Here is a 26,781-nt window from a genome sequence, read left to right as displayed (position 1 = left end):
CTATTCTTCTGTGAGAGATGCATTTTTCAACTGCGACTCAGCAATCTCACGATAGATATCATTGGTTTCCATTAATTCCTCATGGCGACCGCGACCCACGATCTCTCCCTTATCAAGAACGATGATCTGGTCGGCATCCATGATGGTTCCGACACGTTGAGCAACAATTAAAACTGTAGCATTTTGAGTAACTTCCTTGAGACGACGGCGTAAAATAGCATCCGTACGATAATCCAAGGCTGAGAAGGAATCGTCAAAAATATAGATATCAGGATTCTTTATAACCGCTCTGGCAATTGAGAGACGTTGTTTCTGTCCTCCAGAAAGATTGCTTCCACCTTCAGCTAGATGGGTCGCAAAGCCTTCTTCTCGGCTTTCGATAAAATCTTTGGCTTGCGCCACATCCGCTGCCTGATGTAAATCTTTGTGACTAGCATCTTCCTTCCCATAGCGGATATTTTCAGCGATAGTTCCTGTAAAAAGCAAGGCCTTCTGCGGGATAAAACCAATCTTTTGACGGAGAGACTTGAGGCGGTAATCTCTCACATCGACACCATCAACCTTGATTTTTCCAAGGGTGACATCGTAAAAACGTGGAATCAATTGCACAAGAGAGGACTTGCCCGATCCGGTCGATCCGATAAAGGCAATGGTTTCACCCGGTTTAGCGCTGAAAGAAATATTATGCAAAACAGGGTTTTCCGTCTCACCGGGATAGGCAAAGGTGACATTTTCAAATTCCAAATAGCCGTGGGTTGCTGTCTCTCTGACGCCTCCTTCATTGGGATCAATAGAAATCGGCATATCCATGACTTCTTTCAACCGTTCACTCGAAACGGCTGTACGAGGATACATGGTGAAGAGATTGGATAGGAAAAGAAAGGACAAGAGAGCGTGGAAACTATATTCGATAAAGGCTACCAAGTCTCCAATTTGCAGGGAAGCTTGTTTGATAGGGTCCAGAGCAAACCAGACAATAGCTACAATCATGGCAATGATAATCTGAACAAACAAAGGTTCCGTCAAACCGGTTAGTTTAAACAGACGATTGGAATTGGCTGCATAGACTGCATTTTGTCCTGCAAAGCGTTCCTCTTGAAACTCCTCACGGGCAAAGGCACGAATGACACGGAGTCCCATCAGATTTTCCCTGGCATATTGGTTTATCTTATCTAAGGTAGCCTGCTGTTTCTCTGATAATGGTCGAGTCTTGACCGCTACATAAATGACCACCACAGCCAAGAAAGGTACTGCAAAGGCCACTATCCAGGCTAATGACGGACTGGTTAGGAAGATCATTAAGATACTAGACAGCATCATCATGGGAGTGATGACACCCAGTTTTAAGGTCTGTTCTGCAAATTGCATGAGAACAAAGGCATCACTGGTAATACGAGTAACCAGTGAAGACACTCCAATCTTTTCATATTCATGATGAGAATACTCTTGTAATTTGGCATAGAGATCATCTCTCATATCCTTGACCATATTGGTCGTCAGCTTACTAGCAGCATAAGCCAAGACTATACGCCCCAAGGTTCCACATAGGATAATCACTAGCATAATTGCAGCCCAAACATACAATTGCTGTTCATTTCCTTTATTCACACCTTCATCAATCATCCGAGCCAGAACAGTTGGCAGTCCAAGATTGACGACAACAAAGAAAACCGCTCCAAAGAAATCCAAGAATAACCACTTGGGGTATTTTTTCAAATAAGACCAAATATAGAGCATAACTCCCCCTTTCATAACTTTTTGATATAGAAAAGAGCGCGCATCTGCACGCCTTTCTTTCCCTAAGGAACTTTCCTAGTCTAGAAAAATCCCTCTTTCACAAGAATGCTCCAAGTAAAAATAAGACAGGCAGTCAAAGTCACTTAGTACTTTTAACTGTCTGTCTGGAATGAGCTAGATTATTTTACAAAATCAAGCAATGCCAAGAAGCTTTCAGCTTCAAGTGACGCACCACCAACAAGGGCACCGTCAACGTCTGGGCAAGCCATGTATGAAGCAACGTTTTCAGGTTTAACAGAACCACCATATTGAACACGAACTTTGTCCGCAACTTCTTGACCGAAGTCGGCAGCTACAACGTCACGAACAACTTTACACATTTTTTGTGCATCATCTTGTGAAGCTGATTTACCAGTACCGATAGCCCAGATTGGCTCATAAGCGATAACTGTTGAAGCAACTTGTTCAGCTGTCAATCCAGCCAATGCAGCAGATACTTGAGCACCTACGAATTCAGCAGCTTTACCAGCTTCGTAAGTTTCAAGTGACTCACCACAACAGATGATTGGAAGCATACCGTTTGCAAAGATTGCTTTTGCTTTTTTGTTGATATCCTCGTCAGTTTCATGGAAGTAGTCACGACGTTCTGAGTGACCGATCACGACGTAGTCTGTACCGATTTCTTTCAAAACTTGTGGGCTAGTTTCACCAGTGAACGCACCTGCATTTTCAAAGTAGCAGTTTTGAGCAGCGACTTTAAGGTTTGAACCTTTAGCAGCAGCAAGAACAGCTGTCAAATCAACTGCAGGAGCTGCGATACCTGCTTCAACAAGGTCTGATGAAGGAAGTTTTGATGCAACGGCTTCAACGAATGCTTTTGCTTCTTCTGGATTTTTGTTCATTTTCCAGTTACCAGCGATAAATGGTTTACGTGACATTTCACATACCTCTTTTTTCATTTTATTCACTATTATTCTATCATATTTATAAGGAGCTTGCAAACCTTACTCTAATTTTCAAGAATTTTCAAGCGACTAATCTTGCCACAAATTCATGGCATCGAGGAAATCAGCCGAAGCCTGAACTTGTTTGGGATTGTTCGCTTCTCGCTCTGCTCGTTTGGCCTCCACCTGGGCCACAGACTGAATGCCTTCATGGCGCCAGTTTCGTAGAATTGCCTGAATGTACTTCCAGTTTGGTTTGCCATTAAAAACCGCCTCTCGGAGAGCTTCCTTGATCAAATCCGCCTTGATTCCATCTTCTTTGACAGTCTTGGAAAGATCTTCGATTTCAAATGGTGTTAACAAGCGACCCAATTCCTGCTGAAAAGTTTCAACCAGATCCTTCAATTGATTTTTGGGGTTTGGGACAGTCACAACTGGAGTTTGGGTATCCAACAAGCTATCCAAGCGTTCAAAAGCCAGACTAGCATCAAAAATCAGCTCAATTTCCCCATTTAGTTCAATGGTCCGATATTGTAGCAAACCATTTTCAGTCAAATTCGAAATAGATTGGTTGACATCTGCCACCTCTTTCCCAATGATTTCAGCAATCTGACTAGGTGAAACATCTCCTAAGGCTGTGGTATTTTGTAAATAGAAAAATTGCCAGACGAGAAAATCTTCGCTGGAAGGAAAGAGCTCCTTAAAATGCAAGAGCAGGGCACTTGGCAAAACCAAGTTCCCTGTTTTAAAAGCGTCAAAATATGTCATAATTCCTCTTATAAATATCCAAATGCAGCCGCATCATCCTCTACCTTTCTCCAGTCAAAAGGGGTTTCCTGATAAACTGCATAGTTTACCCAATTGCTGAAAAAGAGGGCCGCTGATGAAGACCAACAGAGACAGGGGGTCTCATTTACATCATCATTTTTAAAGTAGTTCTCTGGGATATGCGGGTCGAGTCCCGCCTCATAATCACGAAAATACTCTCTTGCCAAAGTGTCACGATCGTACTCCAAATGACCAAAACTATAAATCTCACGCAAATCTCGACTAGCTAAGATAGAAACCCCAACCTCAGGACCTTCTGACAGAATCTCAAGATTGGTCTTGTTTAAGATTTCTTCTTTTAAAATCTCAGTATGACGAGAATGAGGAGCTACATAGCGATCATCAAAACCACGAAAGAGAAGATGGCCCTCTTTCAAGGTGTCCTGTGGGTAAATACCTGATAGTTTCCGATCCATCTGGTGCTTTTCAACACCATAGCGAACATAAAGACCTGCTTGTGCTCCCCAACAGATATGGAGGGTTGAAAAAACATGCGTCTTGGACCATTCGATGACCTGCTTGAATTCCTCCCAGTAATCTACTTCCTCAAAAGGCAAATGCTCCACTGGTGCTCCCGTAATAATCATTCCATCAAAAAAGTCATCCTTGACCTCTGGAAAGGTCTTATAGAAGGTTTCCATATGTTCGGCACGAGTTGTCTTGGAATGATGCGTTTCCATATATAAGAAATCAATATCTAATTGCAACGGTGTATTAGCCAAGTGCCGCAAGAGTTGCGTTTCTGTTACCATCTTTTGGGGCATGAGATTTAAAATCAAAATCTTCAAGGGGCGAATATCCTGATGAGCGGCCCGTTGGTCGTCCATAACAAAGATATTTTCTGTCCTTAAAATCTCCACAGCTGGTAATTTTTTATCAAGTCGAATCGGCATAATACCCTCCTAACAGTTCTCTATTTCGGGAATGATCTTGTCTGTTTGAAAGCAAAAACCTCCAAATACTTCTTCCCTATATTATACTGTATGAAGATATAGTTTTCAATTATAGTTTTTCTCTAACTAGCTATAGTTAATTTATATAGCTGATGAAGAGAAAACAGCCCAAAGGACTGTTTTTTATTAATAATGCATAAGTACCTTGTAATCGTAATCTCCGATTTTTTCACGGCCCTTAAGATCATCCAGTTCAATCAAGAAAGCACAGCCTGCTACAATTCCACCAAGTCTTTCAATCATCTCAATTGTTGCCTTGACAGTTCCACCTGTTGCCAAGAGATCATCTACGATGAGAACGCGTTGGCCTGGCTTGATTGCATCAGCATGCATGGTCAAGGTATCGATACCGTACTCTTTCTCATAGTCAGCAGAAATCACTTCACGTGGCAATTTCCCTGGTTTACGAACAGGTGCAAAGCCAATTCCCAACTCGAAAGCAACTGGGCATCCGACAATAAATCCACGGGCCTCTGGGCCCACAATCATGTCAATTTTTTTGTCTGTTGCATACTGAACAATTTCACGAACAGCGTAGCTATAAGCATTTCCATCTGCCATCAAAGGGCTGATATCACGGAAGGTAATGCCTTCCTTAGGATAATTTTCAATCGTTGCGATATAATCTTTTAAATTCATCTTTTTCTTTCTTTCAAAGTTTTTTACTCTCTATTATACCATATTTTCTGTGAAAGAAGAAGAGGAAACGCACTATTGCTACAAAGCTGATCAATGAACTGATTTTTCTAAAAGGTAATACTCATCAAAAAAACGAGCACTTTCGTACTCGTCTTCTCTTTTATAAACTACTGATTAAAGTGAGTTTACGTCAACTTTGATACCAACACCTTGAGTAGTTGTGATTGTCAAGTTTGTTACGTAAGTTCCTTTAGCTGTAGCTGGTTTTGATTTTTGGATTGTTTCGTTGAAAGCTTTGAAGTTTTCAACCAATTTTTCAGCTTCAAATGATACTTTACCGATGATTGCTTGAACGTTACCTGCACGGTCAGCACGATAAGTGATTTTACCACCTTTAGACTCTTCAACTGCTTTAGCAACATCCATTGTTACAGTACCAGTTTTAGGGTTTGGCATCAAGTTACGTGGTCCAAGGACACGTCCAAGACGTCCAACAAGAGCCATCATATCAGGTGTAGCGATAACTACGTCGAAGTCCAACCAACCGTCGTTGATTTTCGCAACAAGGTCATCTTCACCAACAAAGTCTGCACCAGCAGCTTTTGCTTCTTCAGCTTTTGCACCACGTGCGAAAACAAGAACGCGTGAAGTTTTACCAGTACCGTTTGGCAATACCATTGCGCCACGGATTTGTTGGTCAGCTTTTTTAACGTCAATGTTCAAGTTGTAAGCAACTTCTACAGTTGCGTCAAATTTTGCAAAGTTAGTTTCTTTTGCAAGTGCTACAGCTTCTTCTACACTGTATGCTTTTGTGCTGTCGATTTTCTCAAGAGCAGCACGAAGTTGTTTGCTTTTTTTAGCCATTTTCTATTCTCCTTGTAAGTGGTTCAATCGATTTTCATCTCCCACGTCACTTCTCGAAATGATGAAGTCTTGCGGGTTTTCAGTCTATTATTTTCCTTTTTCTACTTCGTTCAGTTCCTTTGCTGTACCCAAGTACAAGCATCAGTCACTGGCCCAGTATGAAAAGCAACTAATAGACTGCTGTGAGATTTTCTACTGTGTTATTGATTAGTCAACAACAGTGAATCCCATAGAACGAGCAGTACCTTCGATCATACGCATTGCAGACTCAATGTTTGCTGCGTTCAAATCTGGCATCTTAGTTTCTGCAATTTCTTGTACTTGTGCACGAGTAACTGTAGCAACTTTAGTTTTGTTAGGTGTACCTGATCCTTTTTCAACACCTGCAGCTTTTTTCAAAAGAACAGCAGCTGGTGGTGTTTTTGTAACGAAAGTAAATGATTTGTCTTCGTATACTGAGATAACAACTGGAATGATCATACCAGCTTGGTCAGCTGTACGAGCGTTGAACTCTTTTGTGAATCCCATGATGTTGATACCAGCTTGACCAAGAGCAGGTCCAACTGGTGGAGCTGGTGTAGCTTTACCAGCAGGGATTTGCAATTTTACAAGTTTTTCGACTTTTTTAGCCATTTTTAAATCCTCCTTTGTGGTTTTGGCGGTAATGTAAGATTTTTACCTCCCACAAGTATGCTTTACACATACCCATCTATTATACACTATTTATCTAAAAATGCAAGAGAAAAATTTCTTTTTTAATCAACGTAATCTCCGCCTTCAAAGCCATAGTATTCTTCCAAACTGAGGCCACTTGCAGCAATTTCTTTGGCTTCTTTTCCAACATAGCGAAGATGCCATTCTTCCGCCATGTAGCCAGTCTCTTTTTCCTTACCTTTGAGATAGCGAACGACAAAGCCATAGTCAGCCGCATGATCCAAGAGCCACTGAGCCGCCTTCTCCTCTGTAACCAATTCTCCGTTAGTCCCAATCAAATCAAAAGCCAGACCTGTCTGGTGTTCACTGTAACCAGGGCGTGCTGAGTAGCGATCTGCAGCTTCCTTACCATCTTGATTCACATAGTCTTGATAAAGTTTGGTTTGAGTTTCATAACTTCTAAATCCACTGTAGTGATCGCTAATCGGATAGCCAGCTGCTTGCATTGCTGCAATGAGTTTGAGCAACTCGGCCTTGGCTGTTGGATTTTCTCCTGGATTATAGTTTTTTGACAAAGGATAGTGCTTATTAGCTACGACGATTTCATCGTATTTTCCTTGTATACTATAGTGGTCTCCCTTATTGACAACTTCTGCCTTCTTCTGACTAGAAGCTTGAGATTTGCTCCCTACAGTACCCTCAGGTTGGCTAGTTTGTTCCGTTTTTTGAGTATTTTCTTCATTTTTAGGTTGTTCTTGAGAACATGCTGCTAGGGTTACTGCTAGCAAACCGGATAAAACGATATATCTTTTTTTCATTTTTTCTTCCTCTCTTAAATCACATGCTTCTCTAATTCATCGGATAAGGCTTTAATCATCTCTTCCAGTTCAGGCGATTGTACTTGGCAATCTTCTGCCGCCATTTCTTCCCAGGGCACCCACCAGACTGGACCACGACCATTAAGACCATGACCATTCATATCACCTGATCGTCTTGGAAAGAGGTGCCAGTGAGCGTGGGCATCTCCATTTCCTAGAAGTTCGATGTTCATCTTTTCAGCTTTAAACGCTTTGGCAACAGCTTCTTGGACCAGACTCATTTCCTCTAGAAAACGAAGTTTTACAGAAGTCTCCATATGGTGGAGTTCTGTGACATGCTCTTTTGCCAGAAATAAGGTATAGCCCTTAAAGTATTGGTGGTCTCCAATAACAACATAGCCTGTTTCTAGTTCTTTTACAAAGTAGGGATTCCTCCCTACCTTTATCCATTCAATTCTTTGACAAATCAAGCACATATTAGTCTACCAAGGTACTCTTGAGATAGGCGTCTACCATACGCTCAGTCGCCACGACCGAATCAATATGTGTTCGTTCGTAAGAGTGACTGGATTCAATACCAGCTCCAAGGAGGGCATGCTTGACCTCTGCTCCTGCTGACATAGCTGCGGAAGCATCCGAACCGTAAAATGGATAAATATCGAGCTTAAATGGAATATCTTGCTCCTTTGCCAAAGTCACTAGATGTTGACGGAAGTCGTAGTGATAGGGACCTGAAGCGTCCTTGACACAGATAGACACTGTATACTCATCCGTCTGCTGGTCATCGCCCATAGCTCCCATATCTACAGCCAGATATTCTACTACCTGACTTGGAATATTGGAGTTTGCACCGTGACCCACTTCTTCAAAGACTGAAAAAGCAAAATGAGTTGTTACTGGCAATGCAATCCCCTCTTCCTTGTAAATACGAAGAAGATTGAGCAAAATCGCTGCGCTGACCTTGTCATCCAAGTGGCGAGACTTGATAAAACCAGTTTCCGTCACAACTGTTCGCGGATCAAAGCTGATGAAGTCACCAACTTCAATGCCCAAGGCGCGGGTTTCTTTTTCATTGGTCACTTTTTCGTCCAAACGCACTTCCATATTGTCCTGCGTGCGTTCTGCAGTTCCTGCATCCTTGTAGACATGGCATGAAGTCTGGTGGATGAGGATGGTTCCAGAAACCTTTTTACCTGTGCTAGCCACATGAACCGTACAATTTTCACCTTCAATCATGTTCCAAGGAAAACCACCGATACGATCTAATTTGAGACGACCGTCAGGTTTGACAGCACGTACAATGGCTCCGAGTGTATCCACGTGGGCAGTTACATAGCGATGTTGTTCATCATTTTGACCTTTAATGGTCACATTGACACCACCCTTGGCTGTACGAACAGGCTGGTAACCAAGCTCTTCTAAAGTATGGACTAGGTAGTCTGAAATTTCACGAGTAAAGCCTGTCGGAGATGCAATGGCGGTTAATTCTTTGATATAGTTTACAGTTTGATTCATTTCTTCACCTCTTTTGCTACCTATTATAGCACATTTCAGTAGAGAGGAAAAAAGAAAAATCACTCCTGTAGAGTTGACTTACAAAAGTGATTTCTATTTTTTTATTCCATCTCAAAAACGTCACTCTCTTGTTTGGTAGAACCAGTGAAAGCAAGATTCCGATAATAGCTGGCACTAGCCATGGTAGAGAGGCAGCTGCAAATGGAAGAGCATTGACGAGATTTGCTAGAAACTCAATCTTAAAAGAACTTCCAAGGACGCTTGCAAGAGCAATCGCTGTAACAAGCCCAATGGTTAACTGCATGCCCGGTTTTGATAGGGCGACAAACTTATTAACAATCACGATCATCACAATGGCGATGGTGATTGGGTACAAGATTACTAATACTGGAACTGAGTACTTGATGATTGCATCCAAACCGAGGTTTGCAATAGCAAATCCAATCAAGGTAAAGGCAGTTGCATAGACCTTGTAGCTGATTTGTGGGAAACGTCCATTAAAGAACTCAGCTGTAGACACAATCAAGCCAACTGTCGTTGTGAAGCAGGTTACAGTTACCATAACAGCAAGGAAGAGTTGAGCTGTTGAACCAAAGATTTCCTGAGTAGCTTGCGACAAGATATAAACACCTGGTGTTCCACCCTTCATTGCTTCTGCTGGTACCGGGAAGTGATTTCCAAGGAATCCTAAACCGATGTAAAGAGCGCTAAAGGCAAGAGCTACAACGATACCAACCACCCAAATAGTTGAAATGTACTCTTTCTTACTTGAGAATCCAAGTTGTTTCAAGGTTTGAACAGCAATCACACTAAAGGCGACTGAAGCAAGAGCATCCAAGGTATTATACCCTTCTAGGAAACCTGTCCCAAAAGCAGAGGATTGATAGGCTTCTGAGGCCGCTTGAGGACTTGTTCCACCATACTTGAAGGCACCTAGTACAACCAAGATAACGATCAACAAAGCAAAAACTGGTGTCAAAATACGTCCGATCCGATCCAAAATCTTTGATGGATTGAGTGAAATCAAATAAGCCGCTGCAAAATATAATACGGTAAAGACAATCAATCCAAGTCCTTTATTCGCATCTGATAAAAGGGGGCTAATCCCGACTTCGTAAGCTGTTGTGGCTGTACGTGGAATGGCGAAGAAGGGACCAATTGATAAATAGAGGACTGCGAGATAAAGCGTCGCAAACCAAGGTGAGATTTTCTTAGAAATCTCATAAATGTATCCCTTAGGATTGAGAGTTCCAATAATGAGAGTCAAAACGGCGATACCGACGCCTGAAAAGACAAAACCTGCAATGGCAGGAAGAAAATGTTCTCCAGATAGGGCACCTAGAGAAGGCGGAAAAATCAAGTTCCCCGCACCAAAAAATATTCCAAATAGGAGCAAACCTGTTAGGGCACCTTTTTTAGCCATAAAGAATCTCCTTCATATTTCTAAAATACTGACCTAGTATATCACGAATAAGAGTATGAAAAAAGCATCACGAAGTAAATATTGAATGTTTTCAATATTTTTAAAAATAAGAATTATCTAAAAACAAAATTCTCCTACCTAGTACGCACCAAGTAGGAGAAATGCAAAATTTTAAAGATTTTCAAAGGCCGTCATGCCACCTTGAACATTGATGACCTTATATCCATGCTCCTCTAAAAACTGGCAAGCACGAGCTGATCTCATCCCAGATTTACAAATAACATAATGTAACTGCTCATTGTCCAACTGCTCATAAGTATCAGCCAGTTGACTAAGCGGTAAGTTGTGTGCACCTTCTAAATGAAGCATCTTGAACTCTTCTATTTCTCTCACGTCCACTAGAGAAAGCTGACCATTTTGGTAAAGCTGATAAAATTCATCGAAGGCTATTTCTTTCATTCTTTTTCTCCTAATACTCTTCGAAAATCAAATTCAAACTACGTCAGCGTCGCCTTACCGTACTCAGGTACAGCCTGTGGCTAGCTTCCTAGTTTGCTCTTTGATTTTCATTGACTATAAAATCGTTTTAATTCTTTTTTTCAACTCTGGCACCACTTCAGACTCAAACCAAGGATTCTTAGCCATCCAGATTTGATTACGAGGAGAAGGGTGAACTAGGGGGAAATACTTAGGCAAGTAGTTCTGATAATGTTTTACCCTTTCTGTCACCTTGCCACTGATTTTCTCCTGTAAATAATAGGCTTGGGCATATTGTCCAATCAAAAGGGTCAATTCAATATTTGGACATTCCTTGAGGAGTTGTGGGTGCCATTTTTCAGCAAAGCCTTTACGGGGTGGAAGGTCGCCTGATTTTCCATGTCCTGGGAAATAAAAGTCCATGGGAATAACTGCAAACAAGCCCGAATTGTAAAAGGTATCTTCATCTACACCTAGCCACTCACGCAGACGATCACCACTCTTATCCTTCCAATAAATCCCAGCTTCTTGCGTTTTAAACCCCGGAGCTTGACCGACAATATTGATGCGAGCAGTTTTTGGCGCCGCAAAGAGAGGTTCGATTCCGCGTTCTGTGTAGCTGGCATTCTGTGGATCATCCATAATAGCTTTCTTGATTCTTTCAATTTGAGACATCTGTTTTCCCTCCAAAAAGAAGTCTAAGCATAAAATCTCAGACTTCTATCGTTTTATTTGATCAATTCATAGATAGCTTCTGCATAGATTGCTGCTGCTCGGAAAAGATCGTCCAAGGCGATAAATTCATTGGCTTGGTGCATAGTGTCAATTGAGTCTGGGAACATCGCACCGTAGGCAACCCCACGTTCTAGCAAACGACCAAAGGTACCACCACCGATGACTTGTTCGTGACCTTGAAGCCCAGCTTGTTTTTCATAAACATTCAACAAGGTTTGAACGAGTGGATCTTCCATCGGTACATAGTGGGGTGTATGACCATGTTCAGAAAGGCTAACAGAAGCAACTGGCAAGTTTTCTAGGATTGACTTGATTTGCTCTGGGCTTGTTCCTTTTGGATAACGGAAGTTGAGGGCAATGGTATTGTCAGCACTTGCTTCGTCAAAGCGGAAAACACCTGCATTCATAGAAAGGGCACCCATCTTTTCATCCACATGAGCAACCTTAAGATTTGTACCCTCATGGTCGTTCAAAAGAATCTTACCAGCGATGTCGAGGTAGTCTTTGGCAGGTCCTGCAAAGTCAAACTGACTGAGGAAAAGGGCAAGGTAAGTAGCTCCATTTACACCTGAAGCAGGCATAGCACCATGGGCTGATTTACCAATCACAGTCACCTTGTACCGACCGTTCTCTTCTTGAATTTCTCCTCTGAGTTTGTTCTCTGCAACGAAGGCGTCTAGTTTCCCTTGCAAGTCAGCCAAGTCACCTGAAATGACTGCTGTTGCTGATTCAGGTACCATGTTTTCACGTAAACCACCTGTGAAGCTGTGAAGGCGGGCAGCACCTGCATTTTCACCTGCAAAGTGGAGGTATTCTGTGATATTTCCTTTTTCACCATTAATGATAGGGAATTCAGCGTCTGGAGAGAAACCAAAGTCTGGTTTTGCAAGTCCTACATGTTCAAAGTAGTAGTCCATATCTGCCCAGCCTGATTCTTCGTCCGTTCCGACAATAAAACGAACTTTCTTAGAAGTTGGAAGACCCAATTCTTTGATAATTTTCAAACCATAGTAACAAGCTGTTGTAGGCCCCTTGTCATCTGAAGCTCCACGCGCATAAAGACGACCGTCTTTGATAGTTGGTGTGTAAGGATCTGTGTCCCAACCACTACCAGCTGGCACCACGTCCATGTGAGCAAAGATTCCGAGAACTTCTTCTCCTTCACCAAACTCAAAATGTCCTGCGTAGTTATCGACATTCTTAGTTGGATAGCCGTCACGGTCTGCGATTTCAAGGAATTTTTCCAAGGCTTTTACTGGACCAGGTCCAAATGGATGCTGCGCATCTGCCTTGCTATCATCACGTTCTGAGTTGATTTTCAAAAGGCTAAACAAGTCAGCCAAGAGGTCTTCTTTGCGTTTTTCTACTTCTGCTGTAAAATCAATTGCTGTCATTTTTTCTTCCTTCTATCTTTTCTCGATGATTTCATCTACTGGCAAGCGGTAGCTTGGTTCCAATTTTTCGTCTGTATAACCCACTGTGATCAAGAGTTCTGGGCGGAAACGGTCTTCGATGTCCAAAACCTCATTGGCTTTTGATTTGTCAAATCCAAGGATAATGTTAGAACCGATTCCCTGGTCTGTCAGAGCGAGAACCAAGTTCATGGCAACCAAACCTGCATTGAGGGCTAGATAGTCGCTAACTTGTTGTTCACTGTAACGCGCAAACTCGGCAGGCAAATTCTTCATAAAATATTGAAGTTGCTCTTCTGAGAAATTCTTTGCGCCACCAACACGGGCAATCTTGCGGGCACGTTTGGCAAGATCTGTATCTGTAAACAAGGCAATGGTTACAGGTGCTGATGACACCTGCTCAAAGTTCGAACCGTATGCCAATTTTGCCAATTCAGCATTTTTCTCACGAACGACTACAAACTTCCATGGCTGGCTGTTATGGGCACTTGGGGCTAAGGTTGCGATTTCGATAGCCGTACGTACATCTTTGGGATCCACCGGCTTATCAGTGAAATGCTTGGTTGCATGACGTTTTTTATTTAATTCAAGAAATTTCATAATCGATTTCCTTTTCTAATTCTACTGCTTCCATTCTACCATATTTTGAAAGAGCTTGCAGAGATTTTTTATAGAGTTAGTACTTCTTTCAAACTCACTACTATTAATTTGGAGCTATTTAAGTAGGTATTGCTTTAGATTTGAGGCAATCAAAAAGCAGGTGATCGAACACCTACTTTCTCATATTATTGACCAGATGTGTATGGAGCAACTGCTTTATAAGCCGCTTCCAGCGCTTTCTTCATTGTGTCACGTCCAGTTTTCAACTGTTGAACAAATAGAGTACGAGTTTGTTCTGGCACTACTGTATCATCAGAACCAATACTTGAAAGGCTTTCGTTAAATGACTCTCTTACAGTCTCCATAGACTTAAGCGCTGGTTCAACTTGGGCGTTATATGCTTCTTTTCCACTCTCTGGAATTTTTTCCCCAATTTCAACTGCATGCTTTTTATAATTGTCGACTAATTTACCAAAGACTTTCTTCACATCTCCAACAGTTTTAGCATTATCAATTTCTTCATCAGTGATCAAAACAACCTCATTATTTTCTGTCTTTGAACTAGACGTTGTTGATGAAGTCTCTGAAGAAGAAGTTTGTTCTACAGAGCTTGAAGTCTTAGTCGAAGAATCAGACGTTGTTTTCCCTGAACATGCTGCTAAAACAATAACAGATAAAAGAGCCATACTAGCTGTAATAATTTTCTTCATAATGTTCTCCTTTTGATTAAGAATCAAGTTCATTCTATAACAAAATAATTTCAATGTCAAACTTTAGCTGAGCTATCTCTTTTTCCTTATCATCGTCTGACTCTTTTCTAAGCGATTCGACTACAAACCTCACTTCAAATTAAGGGCGTCCATTTTATTTCTCACTTTGCAAGAAATCAAAATAATTCTTTACCTCCTCTACATACCCATGCTTTTCGATTAAACTAGCCAAAAGTTCCAAATTGTGCCCCTGATAGTTGTCTTCTCGTCGTAGCTCTTCATACATTTCGATAAAGGGAAGGCCCTTGGACTTGGCCAATTCTAACTCCGCTTCATAATCATAAGAAACTTTTCGAAATAGGATATTGACCAATTCCCCATCTTCTACTTCTATCACGGCGTACTGGGCACGGTGATTTTTTAACGCCTCCCAATCAAAATAGGGCATGCCAATCGTACCTGGATTGATGATTTGTTGCCCTTGACTGCCATAACGAAGCAACTGCTTGTGAACATGACCATAGACTGCCACGTCCGTTTCCTCATCTAGGAGTTGGTCAAATTTCTCTGTGTTATTCCCAACAGACAGGTCCCCACCATAGTTTTTTTCAGGTAAATTATGAGAAAGAGAAAAGCGCAGTCCATCAACTTCTTTCTTTTCTAGCATAGGTAAGTTTCGTAGCCAGATAATCGTTGCAGGATCCATTCGCTCCATCAAAAACTGGGTTAATCGCATGAGCTGGACTTCCTGTGGGTCTTCTAAGCCATATTGCCCATCTAAAGCCTCAAGGACACAATCATCCCAATTGCCTCGAACACTTGCCGTGATAGGAAGATCCTTTAGCAGGGTGACCAAGTCATGAGCACCTGGACCAGGTAGAAAAATATCTCCCAGAAGCCAATATTCGCTGACTCCTTGATGTTTAGCATCTGCAATCACTGCTTCTAATGCCGTTGCATTGCCATGAATATCTGATAAAATTGCGACTTTATGGTTCATGATGGTTTTCCTTTTTCTATTTCATCTAGCCAATTGTGAAACTCCCAACGAAGAGGAGCTTCCTTGCCTATTTTTTGTCTCAAATAACCTTGATATTGAAGATAGAAAGCGTAATTTCCCCAACTACTCCACACTTGAGAAGGTCTTGGGATACACAACTGTTTGTTAGCCCTCTCTAACACGATGTTATCTATCGGTACGTGTAAAAAAGGAAAAACGAAGTCTAGGGGTACAGCTTCAAGCATATACAGATACTTGAAAGTCATATTAATCCACTTTTGAGCATGACCGTAAGTGAATCGAATCCCATTTGAGCGATAGCAATCCATCAGAATATCACAAGTCCTATGATGCCAACTATCAAAATCAGTTTGACACAGCTTGTCCCGATTCAAGAGATTTAAAATCGCTTCTTTGATACACTTAGAAGCTCGATTTCTCATCTCCAAGCGCTGTTCATCTGGCATGCCATGAAATCGCAAGGTTCGATTAAAATCCAGATAGGCTCGAGTAGTTGCATCCAAAAATAAATCTTTTGAATTCCCAAAGTAAGCAAATCGTAAAAAAAGAAGTATATCTCTGTCAATCTCAATCCTATTCATTTCTTCTACTTTCTATCTAGATACTTATTCTAATTCTTTTAATGATTCCGCTACTTGAGCCCATTTCACTTCTTCCTGAGGGTTCAACTTTCTCTGAACAGCTTCTGCAACTGCCCTTGGCACCCCAACTCCGACAATTTCATCCACACTGGCTTCCTTGATTTTAGTGAGAGATTTAAAATGCTTCATAAGATTCTGCTTGCGTTTAGGTCCCAAACCTTCAATCCCATCCAATTGAGATGAAAAGGAATTTTTGGAGCGCAGTTGACGGTGGAAGGTGATAGCAAAGCGGTGCACCTCATCCTGGATGCGTTGGAGGAGGAAAAATTCCTGAGAATTGCGAGACAACTCCACCACTTCCAGCGGATCTCCGAAGAGCAGTTCATGGGTTTGGTGCTTATCATTTTTTTGAAGCCCAGCAATCGGAATGTCCAAGCCTAGCTCCTCTTGGATGACTTGCTTGGCGATATTGACTTGACCTTGTCCCCCATCAATCACAATCAAATCTGGCGGAGTCAAACCGTCACGCTGTACTCGACCATAGCGCCTGCGAATGACTTCTCTCATACTGGCATAGTCGTCTGGCCCGACTACAGTCTTGATTTTATACTTACGGTAATCTTTTTTACTTGGTTTGCCGTTAACAAAGACCACCATGGCTGAAACAGGACTGGTCCCCATGATGTTGGAGTTATCGAAAGATTCGATACGAACTGGGGTTGGGATTTGGAGCAAACGTCCTAGATTTTCAATAGCTCCTTGTGTCTTTTCGACAGATTTCTCCAGCAGGTTGAATTTCTGCTCTAGGCTGACTCGTGCATTTTTTATGGCTAGATTGACCAGCTGTTTTTTCTCTCCACGCTGGGGTTTGACAATCTTGGTATCTACCAAGACCTTGACAGCTTCTTCGTCAATATCCTGCGGAATCAATACCTCATTGGGAACCAGATGGGTTTTTTCTTGATAAAACTGTCCCATATAGGTCAAGAAGTCCTCATCCGGATCATTGTAATAGGGAAAGAGATTGACATCCCGCTCAATGAGTTTTCCCTGACGGACAAAGAAAACCTGAACACACATCCAACCCTTGTCCACATAGTAGCCAAAGACATCACGATTCTGGAGATCCTTAGCCATGACCCGTTGCTTGGTCCGAAGCGTTCCAATCGCCTGAATCAGGTCACGGTATTCCGCTGCACGTTCAAACTCCATACTTTGCGCTGCCACTGTCATTTTGCTCTTGAGATCATCGATGATTTTGTCATCCTGTCCTTTTAGAAAATCAGAAACCTCCTGAGCCATGGACTTGAAATAGGCCTCATCTTTTTTACAGATAGTGTGGGCCATACATTGACCGATATGGTAATAAAAACAGACCTTAGACGGCGGATTGGTACATTTCCGAAAAGGGAAAATCCGATCCAAGAGTCGCTTGATTTCATTGGCTGCCCCCACATCTGGATAAGGACCGAAATAAAGACCTCCGTCCTTCTTGACCTGACGGGTGATAATCAAACGAGGATAGCGTTCATTGGTGATTTTGATGAAAGGGTAAGACTTATCATCTTTGAGCATGATATTGTACTTGGGCTTATTTTCCTTAATCAGGTTGATTTCTAGGAGGAGTGCCTCAATATTGGACTCAGTGACGATAAATTCAAAATCCACAATCTCAGACACCAGAGCCTCTGTCTTGGTATCATGACTTCCACGGAAATAGGAGCGCACGCGGTTACGCAGATTTTTAGCCTTTCCTACATAGATAATGGTGCCGTTTTTATCCTTGTGAATGTAGCATCCAGGACTAGTCGGCAAGAGCTCTAGTTTTGATTTGATCAAGTTATTCATAGTTCCATTATAGCAAAAAGCCTGTAACAGGACGAACAAAAAGCCCCACCGATCACTTGATGGAGGAGCTTTGATTTCATTTCGGATTGCATCGACTTCATCTAGTCACTACTGGTATAGAGTTCTTGAACAGCTGTCACATCCCGAGGCTGAATCCCATAATAGGAACCTGCTGGCTGCATGACAGAAGTTTCGTTGGTATGATCCAATCCGATGGCATGCCCCAGCTCGTGCTCCGCCGTGTGTACGATCCGTTCATAAGAATAACCATAGTTTGGATTGGATAGATAATAGTGATTCAGGCGAACCGTTACAGATATAAATTGATTGGTTAACAAATTGGTTTGACTCTCGGCTTGACCTGCTACAGCGGTCGATCCATCATTCATCTCACTTGCCACAATATCCGCCTGACTAGGATCCGCAACCACCTCAAAGGTAAAGGCTCCCGTTTGATTCCAGTTTTTTATGGCTTCTGCATAGGCACCTTGGAAGGTCTCATCCATTTTAGGTTCAATATAAATGCGAGCTGAAGCCTGAGCCCACTTGCCTTCTGCATGTTGGTGACTGTCTGTCTGAGACAAGACTTCCAGCGTTCCCGTCTCCTTCCATTGATTCCAACCACCTTGACCAATCTTGCTCATTTTTTCAACCTGATTGACCGCAGAATGAAAATCACCAGACAGATACCAAACCACTCCAAAGGCAATGAGAAGTAGAATGACCACAGTCCAAACCAGACGCCAAAAGAAACGCCAAATTCCCAAAAGAAATCGGAACAATAATCGAATAATCCAGAACATGACACTCCACCTTTCATAAAAATAAGAACCTATCTTGAAATCACATTTTCCCTGATCAAGATAGATTCTCTATTTTACTGAATAAAGCTGAAAGAAACCTAAAACTAAGATAAGCGTTCTTCCAAGACAAAGTCAATTGGTAGAGTAGCCAAAAAACGTTCCAATTGTTTTTCCCAGTAGTACCACTCGTGCTTACCTGGACTATGACTATAGGTCACCTCAAAACCAAAATTTTTGAGGTTTTTCACTACGAGATTATTGGCAGAGTAGAGATAGTCTTGCTCCCCACACCAAGCCCATAGTTTGGTCTTTTTATCGGATTTTGTAGCCATACTTTCAAGCGAATGAGGACTAGCTGTCCAGTCTTTAATCTCTCCAAAAACTCCTCTCCAGTAGGCAAGCGATCCCAGATCCTGACTTTCAGGAGAAAATTCTTGAAAACTGAGGGCACCAGAAAAACTAGCCGCATGAGAAAAACGATCGGTTGCGAGAGCTAGCTTAAAGGAACCATAGCCACCCATAGAGAGACCTGCAATGAAAGTCTTTTCTCGCTTGCTGGTCATATTGGGGAAGAAACGTTTCATAACCTGAGGTAACTCTTCTGCTAGAGCTGTATAGTAGTTATAGCCATACTGAGTATCTGTGTACCAGCCATTATTTGTATTGGGCATGATAACAATAAGATTGGTGCCTCGCAACAAGCGCTCGACATTGGTTCGTTTGAGCCAGCTATTTTGATTTCCTGACATTCCGTGCAAAAGGTAAAGAACAGGAGTATCTGTGCAATCTGGTTCAGTCACCCGACTAGCATCTGGATAGAGTACGGTAACACCCCACTCCATATCCAAAACTTCTGAGTAATACTCAATATTCATAACTGCCATGGTTGTCTCCTTTATACTATTCTATAAGAAAAAGCCGAATATCGACTTTTTCCGTAGGTATTCTGCTTATTATTTAGCTTCCATCACGACTGGTAAGATTGCTGGACGACGCTTGGTTTGATCAAAGAGGTACTTGGTCAAATTGTCACGAACCTTCCCTTTGAGATCTGCCCAGTCAAAGTCATCACCTTGAAGATACTCTTCTACCGTTTGGTTAATCAATTCTGAACTTTCACGGAGAATGTCGCGACTCTTCTTAAGGTAGATAAAACCACGCGTATGAACACGAGCCTTAGCCACAATCTTCTTCTCACGACGGTTAACAGTAATAGCCACGATAAAGATTCCATCCTCTGACAAGACCTTACGGTCGCGAAGAACGACATTCCCAACATCACCAATGGCATTTCCATCAATCATGACATCGCCTGCAGAAACCGCTCCAGCTGGGACGAAGTCTCCATGTTCATAGGACATGATCGTTCCCTTTTTAGGGATGAAAATGTGCTCTGGCAACATTCCAACTGCCATGGCAGCCTTGGCATGCGCATCCAACTCACGGTACTCCCCTTGGACAGGGAAAAGATATTTCGGTTGCAAAAGATTGATCATCAACTGCAAATCACGCGCATTTCCGTGTCCTGATACTCGCAAACTCTGGGTAATGAGTTTTACCACACCACCAGCTTGGTAAATCATATTTTCAACGCGAGCCACAACTGCTTCTTTGGCGGTGGATGGAGTTGTTACAATATAAACCAAGTCCCCATCCTTGATTTCTACATAACGGTGGCGCCCAACGGACATCTTGCGAAGTCCATTGATGGGTTCACCCATACGACCCGTCTCTAAGATAATCAACTCATGGTCTTCAAAACGAGACATTTCTTTGGGTTTAATCAAAAGGCTTTCATTAGCTAGAGACAATTTTTTGAGACGAATCGCTGTACGAACGATATTTTCAACATCAAATCCAGTCAAAACGACTCGGCGACCAGTCTCCGCAGCCGCATCAAAAACCTGCTGGATACGAGAAAGGTTGCTGGCAACTGCTGCAACGATGATACGACCGTCCCAGTCAGCGATGGTTTGGGTAATTTCATCCCCAACTTCACTCTCGCTCGCCACCTGAATATTGCTGTCTGCATTCGCAGAATCACTGAGAAGTGCCAAGACACCGTCACGGCCGATTTCGGCTAAACGTGCAAAATCCGTCGCATAGGATTCGCTAGCCGTCTGGTCAAATTTGAAGTCTCCTGTGTAAACAATGTTCCCTTTTGGTGTTTTTAACACAACTCCCAGGCTTTCCGGGATGGAGTGAGTCGTACGGAAGAAGGAAACCACCGTTCCCCCAAAGTCAATCTCCGTGTTTTCATCAATGATATGGAAGTCATTGAATTTCTTAACCGTATCATTTCCTTTGACAAAGAGTTTCGCCAACTCAATGGTCAACTCAGAACCAAACACAGGCACCTTAGCCTCTGCCAAGAGATAAGGCAGGGCACCAATGGCATCCGCATGCCCGTGAGTCAAGAAGACCCCTGCGATACGGTCGCTATTTTCAAAAAGGTAGTCCATGTTTGGAATGACGACATCAACCCCTAGTTGTTCATTTTCAGGGTATTTAAGCCCTGCATCCAAAACAAAGATAGATTCATCGATTTCAGCAATGTACATATTTTTCCCATTTTCTCGTACACCACCTAGTGTTGTTAAACTGATATTACTCATTTTCCCTCCGAAACTTAATTTATCTTGATTATAGGGTAGGTTTACCCTCTTATTCTAAAAGTTCTAAAACTTTCAGCCGAATCTTTTCCTATCATTATACCATTTTTTTGATGATTTTCAAAATGAAGATTTGTTTTCAAAAAAGAGCTGGTTGCCCAACTCTTTCCTAACTTCTACTCTTTTCTCATCAAAAAATTATAAATTTCTTGCACTGTGCCCAGCGCCATCATTTCTTGGTCTTTGACAGTTTGTTTGAGATTTTGGTAAATCTGACTTTCAGCAATCTCCCTTTTCGGCGCTTCTTTATTGACTGTCATGACCCCATCTTTGATCGTCACAAAGCCTAGCTCCTCAAATACTTGAATCATCTTGACCAGCAAGATTTGTTGGATATTGAGATAAGCCGCCAAATCTTTCAACTTGTAGCGAATATCAAACTCTGGGAACTGGTAAATAGTCCTATACAATTTGGCAAACTGCTCTCTGGTCCCATAACCTGTCAGATAATAGGCTTTGTCAATGTCATTTTTGAAATAGACGGCAGAGAAATGTTGCTCCTGAAAAATGGTCTTCAGCAAGGTAATATCCTCAGGAATGGTTTTTACAACCACAGCATCACTGGTCTCTAATTCTGGCAATTCTCCAGAAAAGTCCAAGACTGGAACTCCCTCTGGCAAGACTGCATTCTTCCCACGAATGTTAAAGAGTTGAACGCCTTCCACTCGCGCATCCACCATCATCAACTGGAGAGCGGTTTGGCCATTCCATTGGTTGACAGACAGGGTGACTGCCAATTCTAGATTCTTGGTTTGAGCAAACTCCGTCGCCCATCTACCTTGTCCGAAGGCCACCACTTCAAAACTAGCTTCTCCCTTAGAAATTTTTAGTTTGAGGTGGGCATTGCCTGCTCCCATGGTACGGGCACTTTCGACCTGAAAATCCTTGATATAAAAGATCGGTTTCTGATTGTCCATTCCAAAAGGTGCCAAACGTTCAAAGTTTTTGACCGTTTCTAAGCTAAGTGTCTCCAAATCCAACTCTTCATCTAGATTTAACTTGTTCTTACCACTAGCATCTGCACCTTTTTCACGGATATAGTCTTCCAAGACCTGAGATAAATCTGAAAGCTTCTCCACTTCTAGCGTCATGCCCGCCGCACCAGCATGGCCTCCAAAGGCGATAAAGAGCTCTCGATGGGGATCCAAGGCTTCAAAAATATCGACAGCTTCCACGCTACGAGCACTGCCCTTGGCACGACCGTCTTCTATATTAAGTACGATGACTGTCTGCCCTAGTTCTTCAAGCAAACGACCAGCCACGATTCCTAGAACTCCAGGATTCCAACCTTCCTTGGCTAAGACCTGGACCTTCTTCTCAGGATCCACCATGGTCTTTGCTTCTTCATAGATAGACTGGACGACTTCCTTGCGCTCTTCATTTTTCTGGTGAATCATGAGGGCAATCTCATGCGCTTCCTCGTCGTCAAACCCAGTCAACAAATCAATAGCTGGATTAGGATCGTCCAAGCGCCCCAAGGCATTTAAACGAGGGGCAATCTGAAAGCCAACCGTTTCTTCTGTCACTTCATTCGCAGCAATCCCAACCATGTCCAGCATTTCTTGTAGACCAATACGCTGGGTATGTCCCAACATTTCCAGACCATATTGAACCATGATACGGTTTTCATCCGTCAAGCTCACCATATCGGCAATAGTTCCGATGGCTACCAAATCGAGTAGTTCCACTTGCACTTCTTCTAAAAGAGCGCAAGCTAGCTTGAAAGCCACTCCACAACCAGCTAGATATTTGAAAGGATAGTCCGCATCTGGATGCTCAGGGTGAACAATCGCATAGGCATCGGGAAGGGTTTCCGGCATAGAATGGTGGTCGGTCACAATGACATCCACTCCCATAGACTGGGCCAGTTCAATGACTTCGTGACCAGCAACCCCATTGTCCACTGTCACAATCAAGGAAATTCCCTCTTGCTCGATAAAGTATTTATAAACACTGGCATTTGGACCATAGCCATCGGTAAAACGATTGGGTAGGTAAACACGGCACTCAGCACCAAGCTGTTCCAAACTTTCCTTCACAATCGAAGCTGAAGTCATACCATCCGCATCGTAGTCTCCATAGATGAGAATGTTTTCCCCTTCTTCAATGGCCTGACGAATCCGTTCCACTGCCTTGTCCATATCATGGAGCAGATAGGGGTCATGCAAGTCCTCTAAAGAAGGTTCTAAAAACTTCTTTAGACTTTCTTCATCCTGAATTCCTCTTTCAAATAATAATCGAGCCACCTCAGGACCCAGCCCAGCCTTCTTGGCTATCTTTGTAAAATCCGCATCTTCAACCTGCGGGGCAAACTGCCATTCATAAGTAGGAGTTATCAAAAAGACATCCACTCTTTCTAAGAATTCTATCGCTTCATTATAACATGATTTAGGCATTTTCTCTATCCAGATTGCTTTTTTATAACATTTTAGTGAATTTTTTTCAGATATGATTTGACAAGAACATTCTTTTGTTGTAGAATCATGTTATAAAATCTAACACGAAGGAGATCTCTCATGGCTTTAGTAGAATTTAAAAACGTCGAAAAATATTACGGAGACTATCACGCACTCCGCGACATCAATCTCCGTTTTGAAAAAGGACAAGTTGTTGTCCTGCTTGGACCTTCCGGCTCTGGGAAGTCCACTCTTATCCGTACGATCAATGGTTTGGAGGCTGTTGACAAAGGAAGTCTCTTAGTCAATGGACACCAAGTAGCAGGTGCTAGCCAGAAAGATCTGGTTCCTCTTCGTAAGGAAGTCGGTATGGTTTTTCAACATTTTAACCTTTATCCACACAAAACAGTGTTAGAAAACGTGACACTTGCACCCATTAAAGTTCTAGGAATTGATAAAAAAGAAGCTGAAAAAACAGCCCAAAAATATCTGGAATTTGTAAATATGTGGGACAAGAAAGATTCCTACCCAGCTATGCTGTCTGGTGGACAAAAACAGAGAATCGCCATCGCACGTGGTCTTGCCATGCATCCGGAACTCCTCCTCTTTGATGAACCAACATCTGCCCTTGACCCTGAAACCATCGGAGATGTTCTAGCAGTTATGCAAAAACTGGCACATGATGGAATGAATATGATCATCGTTACCCACGAAATGGGCTTTGCTCGAGAGGTTGCGGACCGCATCATCTTTATGGCAGACGGAGAAGTTTTGGTGGATACGACAGATGTCGATGACTTTTTTGACAACCCAAGCGAATCTCGTGCCCAACAATTCCTCAGCAAAATTATCAACCACGAAAGTGACAAAGTCAAATAAGGAGGCGCCTATGAAAAAGAAATTCTTTTTATCTGCATTATTAATTAGCCTTTTCAGCCTTGCTGCTACCAAACCAGTCCAAGCCGATACTAGTGTGGCAGACATTCAAAAAAGAGGCGAACTAGTTGTCGGTGTCAAACAAGATGTTCCCAATTTTGGCTACAAGGATCCCAAGACTGGGTCTTATTCTGGTATCGAAACTGACCTTGCCAAGATGATTGCGGACGAACTTAAAGTCAAGATTCGCTACGTACCAGTTACCGCTCAAACTCGTGGACCACTCCTAGACAATGAACAGGTCGATATGGATATCGCGACCTTCACCATCACAGATGAACGTAAAAAATTATACAACTTCACCAGTCCCTACTATACAGATGCTTCTGGCTTTTTGGTCAATAAATCCGCCAACATCAAAAGCATTGAGGACCTAAACGGTAAAACGATTGGGGTTGCCCAAGGTTCCATCACCCAACGCTTGATTACCGAACTGGGTAAAAAGAAAGGTCTGAAGTTTAAGTTTGTAGAACTTGGTTCCTACCCAGAATTGATTACTTCCCTTCACGCTCACCGTATTGATGCCTTTTCCGTGGACCGCTCTATCCTGTCTGGCTACATTAGTAAACGGACAGAACTGCTAGATGATAGTTTCAAACCATCTGACTACGGTATCGTTACCAAGAAATCAAATACTGAACTCAACGACTATCTTGATAACTTGGTCACCAAATGGAGCAAGGACGGTAGTTTGCAGAAACTTTATGACCGTTACAAGCTCAAACCATCTAGCCATACTGCAGATTAAGGAGGACACCCCATGACAGATTTATCATCTTGGACAGCCTATTTTCAGGATTTTGGACAATTTTTCAATGGTTTCCTCTTCACCCTTGCCTTAGCTATTGGGTCCTTTATTCTAGCCATGGTTTTGGGCATCATCTTTGGAGTCCTATCAACTAGCAAACATCAAATTTTAAGAATTTTGGCTCGTATCTTTGTCGAATTTTACCAAAATACTCCCCTCTTGGTACAGTTTGTTATTGTTTTTTATGGTTTGCCTCTTATCAGTGAACACACAATCATGATTCCGATTTATTGGACAGCTGTTCTCTGCGTCGGACTTTATCACGGAGCTTATATTGCTGAGGTTATTCGTTCAGGGATTCAGTCTATTCCTAGTGGTCAGATGGAGGCCGCCTTGTCGCAAGGTTTTTCCTATATCAGTGCCATGCGCTTGATTATCTTGCCTCAGGCCTTCCGTATCATTCTCCCTCCATTGACCAACCAAATCGTTAACCTCATCAAGAACACCTCTACCGTGGCTATCATCTCTGGAGTAGACTTGATGTTTGTAACTAAGTCTTGGTCGGCTCTCAACGGAAACTATATCCCAGCCTTTTTAGGTGCTGCTCTTCTCTACTTTGCCCTATGCTTCCCTGTTGCCCAATTTGGTCGCAAGATGGAGCAAGCCAATAAAAAAGCCTATTCACTTTAGGAGGTTACTATGGAATCTATTTTAGAAGTTTTGACCCCAGATAACCTAATCTTTATCTTTAAAGGATTTGGCTTAACCCTCTACATTTCTCTGATTGCTATCGTCCTATCAACCCTTATCGGAACAGTACTAGCCGTCATGAGAAATGGGAAAAATCCTGTCTTACGGATCATCTCCAGCATTTATATCGAGTTTGTACGTAACGTTCCCAACCTTCTCTGGATTTTCACCATCTTTTTGGTGTTCAAGATGAAGTCCACACCCGCAGGTATTACGGCCTTTACCCTTTTCACCTCAGCAGCCCTAGCTGAGATTATCCGAGGCGGTCTCAATGCTGTGGACAAAGGGCAGTATGAAGCAGGGATGTCGCAAGGCTTCACCTCAGCCCAAATCCTCTACCACATCATTCTCCCACAAGCAATCCGTAAAATGCTGCCAGCTATCATTTCTCAGTTTGTGACCGTGATTAAGGATACCAGCCTTCTCTACTCTGTTATCGCCCTACAAGAACTCTTTGGCGCCAGTCAAATTCTCATGGGACGTTATTTCGAACCAGAGCAGGTCTTCAGTCTTTATATCCTGATTGCCTTGATCTACTTTATCTTTAACTTTGCCATTTCTAGCCTGTCTCACAAGCTAGCAAAACGTTGGCAACAAGCCGCAGAATAAAAAAGAAATGTGAACTCAAAACAAGGGTTCACATTTTTTTCTATAAATGAAAAAGAGTATCTCAATACTATGCAAACGTTTTACTTTTTGGTAAAATGACTTTAAAAC

26 protein-coding genes and 1 pseudogene are annotated in these 26,781 nt (G+C 42.4%); 4 read left to right on the top strand and 23 right to left on the bottom strand.

Going from position 1 to position 26,781, the window contains the following annotated elements:
- The 23 genes and pseudogenes from FOA33_RS02570 to recJ form a co-directional block, all read right to left on the bottom strand.
- Positions 1-1,737 (bottom strand): ABC transporter ATP-binding protein, encoded by a 1,737-nt coding sequence (locus FOA33_RS02570; RefSeq protein WP_221160537.1) that lies wholly within the window; start codon positions 1,735-1,737, stop codon positions 1-3.
- A gap of 179 nt (positions 1,738-1,916) precedes the next feature.
- Positions 1,917-2,675, bottom strand: a complete 759-nt coding sequence (gene tpiA / locus FOA33_RS02565) for a triose-phosphate isomerase (RefSeq protein WP_000087900.1) — start codon at positions 2,673-2,675, stop codon at positions 1,917-1,919.
- 96 nt (positions 2,676-2,771) lie between these two features.
- The gene (locus FOA33_RS02560; RefSeq protein ID WP_084932951.1) at positions 2,772-3,449 is read right to left on the bottom strand and encodes a DnaD domain-containing protein; all 678 of its coding nucleotides are present in this window, start codon (positions 3,447-3,449) and stop codon (positions 2,772-2,774) included.
- Between the two features lie 8 nt (positions 3,450-3,457).
- Positions 3,458-4,402: a homoserine O-acetyltransferase MetA gene (gene metA / locus FOA33_RS02555; RefSeq protein ID WP_033583487.1), complete on the bottom strand. Its 945-nt coding sequence runs from the start codon at positions 4,400-4,402 to the stop codon at positions 3,458-3,460.
- Between the two features lie 186 nt (positions 4,403-4,588).
- On the bottom strand, positions 4,589-5,101 hold the full coding sequence (locus FOA33_RS02550) for an adenine phosphoribosyltransferase (protein ID WP_033583486.1): 513 nt from the start codon (positions 5,099-5,101) through the stop codon (positions 4,589-4,591).
- A 174-nt stretch (positions 5,102-5,275) separates the two neighbouring features.
- The gene (gene rplA, locus FOA33_RS02545) at positions 5,276-5,965 is read right to left on the bottom strand and encodes a 50S ribosomal protein L1 (protein WP_001085676.1); all 690 of its coding nucleotides are present in this window, start codon (positions 5,963-5,965) and stop codon (positions 5,276-5,278) included.
- 207 nt (positions 5,966-6,172) lie between these two features.
- Positions 6,173-6,598: a 50S ribosomal protein L11 gene (rplK, locus tag FOA33_RS02540; protein ID WP_001085808.1), complete on the bottom strand. Its 426-nt coding sequence runs from the start codon at positions 6,596-6,598 to the stop codon at positions 6,173-6,175.
- 122 nt (positions 6,599-6,720) lie between these two features.
- Positions 6,721-7,437, bottom strand: a complete 717-nt coding sequence (ldcB, locus tag FOA33_RS02535; protein WP_221160536.1) for an LD-carboxypeptidase LdcB/DacB — start codon at positions 7,435-7,437, stop codon at positions 6,721-6,723.
- A 14-nt stretch (positions 7,438-7,451) separates the two neighbouring features.
- Positions 7,452-7,913, bottom strand: coding sequence for an HIT family protein (locus FOA33_RS02530; protein WP_221160535.1), 462 nt, complete (start codon positions 7,911-7,913; stop codon positions 7,452-7,454).
- Between the two features lies 1 nt (position 7,914).
- Positions 7,915-8,952, bottom strand: a complete 1,038-nt coding sequence (locus FOA33_RS02525; protein ID WP_221160534.1) for a M42 family metallopeptidase — start codon at positions 8,950-8,952, stop codon at positions 7,915-7,917.
- A 124-nt stretch (positions 8,953-9,076) separates the two neighbouring features.
- A pseudogene (gene brnQ, locus FOA33_RS02520) lies at positions 9,077-10,375 on the bottom strand (branched-chain amino acid transport system II carrier protein); the annotation flags it as partial.
- A gap of 171 nt (positions 10,376-10,546) precedes the next feature.
- Entirely contained in the window at positions 10,547-10,834 is a 288-nt protein-coding gene (locus FOA33_RS02515; RefSeq protein WP_221160532.1) for a rhodanese-like domain-containing protein, read from the bottom strand.
- Positions 10,835-10,948: 114 nt separating this feature from the next.
- Positions 10,949-11,527: a uracil-DNA glycosylase family protein gene (locus FOA33_RS02510; protein ID WP_221160531.1), complete on the bottom strand. Its 579-nt coding sequence runs from the start codon at positions 11,525-11,527 to the stop codon at positions 10,949-10,951.
- Between the two features lie 53 nt (positions 11,528-11,580).
- Positions 11,581-12,981 (bottom strand): dipeptidase PepV, encoded by a 1,401-nt coding sequence (gene pepV / locus FOA33_RS02505; RefSeq protein ID WP_221160530.1) that lies wholly within the window; start codon positions 12,979-12,981, stop codon positions 11,581-11,583.
- A 12-nt stretch (positions 12,982-12,993) separates the two neighbouring features.
- Positions 12,994-13,599 (bottom strand): nitroreductase family protein, encoded by a 606-nt coding sequence (locus tag FOA33_RS02500; RefSeq protein WP_000670152.1) that lies wholly within the window; start codon positions 13,597-13,599, stop codon positions 12,994-12,996.
- Positions 13,600-13,784: 185 nt separating this feature from the next.
- Positions 13,785-14,309, bottom strand: coding sequence for a hypothetical protein (locus tag FOA33_RS02495; RefSeq protein ID WP_221160529.1), 525 nt, complete (start codon positions 14,307-14,309; stop codon positions 13,785-13,787).
- A gap of 154 nt (positions 14,310-14,463) precedes the next feature.
- Positions 14,464-15,309: a metallophosphoesterase family protein gene (locus FOA33_RS02490; RefSeq protein WP_221160528.1), complete on the bottom strand. Its 846-nt coding sequence runs from the start codon at positions 15,307-15,309 to the stop codon at positions 14,464-14,466.
- Entirely contained in the window at positions 15,306-15,911 is a 606-nt protein-coding gene (locus FOA33_RS02485) for a hypothetical protein (protein WP_221160527.1), read from the bottom strand. Before FOA33_RS02485 ends, FOA33_RS02490 begins: the two co-directional genes overlap by 4 nt.
- 24 nt (positions 15,912-15,935) lie before the next feature.
- Positions 15,936-17,759, bottom strand: a complete 1,824-nt coding sequence (gene uvrC, locus FOA33_RS02480) for an excinuclease ABC subunit UvrC (protein ID WP_221160526.1) — start codon at positions 17,757-17,759, stop codon at positions 15,936-15,938.
- Positions 17,760-17,860: 101 nt separating this feature from the next.
- Positions 17,861-18,562 carry a M57 family metalloprotease gene (locus tag FOA33_RS02475; RefSeq protein WP_221160525.1) on the bottom strand — a complete coding sequence of 234 codons (702 nt, stop codon included), beginning with the start codon at positions 18,560-18,562 and terminating at the stop codon, positions 17,861-17,863.
- Between the two features lie 104 nt (positions 18,563-18,666).
- Entirely contained in the window at positions 18,667-19,446 is a 780-nt protein-coding gene (locus FOA33_RS02470; RefSeq protein ID WP_221160524.1) for an alpha/beta hydrolase, read from the bottom strand.
- A 69-nt stretch (positions 19,447-19,515) separates the two neighbouring features.
- Entirely contained in the window at positions 19,516-21,177 is a 1,662-nt protein-coding gene (locus FOA33_RS02465) for a ribonuclease J (protein WP_221160523.1), read from the bottom strand.
- A gap of 173 nt (positions 21,178-21,350) precedes the next feature.
- On the bottom strand, positions 21,351-23,573 hold the full coding sequence (gene recJ, locus FOA33_RS02460; protein WP_221161281.1) for a single-stranded-DNA-specific exonuclease RecJ: 2,223 nt from the start codon (positions 23,571-23,573) through the stop codon (positions 21,351-21,353).
- A gap of 177 nt (positions 23,574-23,750) precedes the next feature.
- Between recJ and FOA33_RS02455 the strand changes: the two genes are divergently transcribed.
- From FOA33_RS02455 to FOA33_RS02440, 4 genes are read left to right on the top strand one after another with little or no spacing between them, the layout of a single operon-like run.
- Entirely contained in the window at positions 23,751-24,509 is a 759-nt protein-coding gene (locus tag FOA33_RS02455) for an amino acid ABC transporter ATP-binding protein (protein WP_042902755.1), read from the top strand.
- A gap of 10 nt (positions 24,510-24,519) precedes the next feature.
- A complete protein-coding gene (locus FOA33_RS02450) occupies positions 24,520-25,314 on the top strand; it encodes a transporter substrate-binding domain-containing protein (protein ID WP_221160522.1) in 795 nt (264 codons plus the stop codon).
- 12 nt (positions 25,315-25,326) lie between these two features.
- Positions 25,327-26,004 carry an amino acid ABC transporter permease gene (locus FOA33_RS02445; protein ID WP_221160521.1) on the top strand — a complete coding sequence of 226 codons (678 nt, stop codon included), beginning with the start codon at positions 25,327-25,329 and terminating at the stop codon, positions 26,002-26,004.
- Positions 26,005-26,013: 9 nt separating this feature from the next.
- Positions 26,014-26,673: an amino acid ABC transporter permease gene (locus FOA33_RS02440; RefSeq protein WP_049479200.1), complete on the top strand. Its 660-nt coding sequence runs from the start codon at positions 26,014-26,016 to the stop codon at positions 26,671-26,673.
- The last annotated feature ends 108 nt before the right edge of the window (positions 26,674-26,781 follow it).

Source organism: Streptococcus cristatus, assembly GCF_019685515.1.
Lineage (GTDB): Bacteria > Bacillota > Bacilli > Lactobacillales > Streptococcaceae > Streptococcus.
Note: the sequence above shows the minus strand (reverse complement) of the source record. Positions and strands in the feature narration are given on the sequence as shown.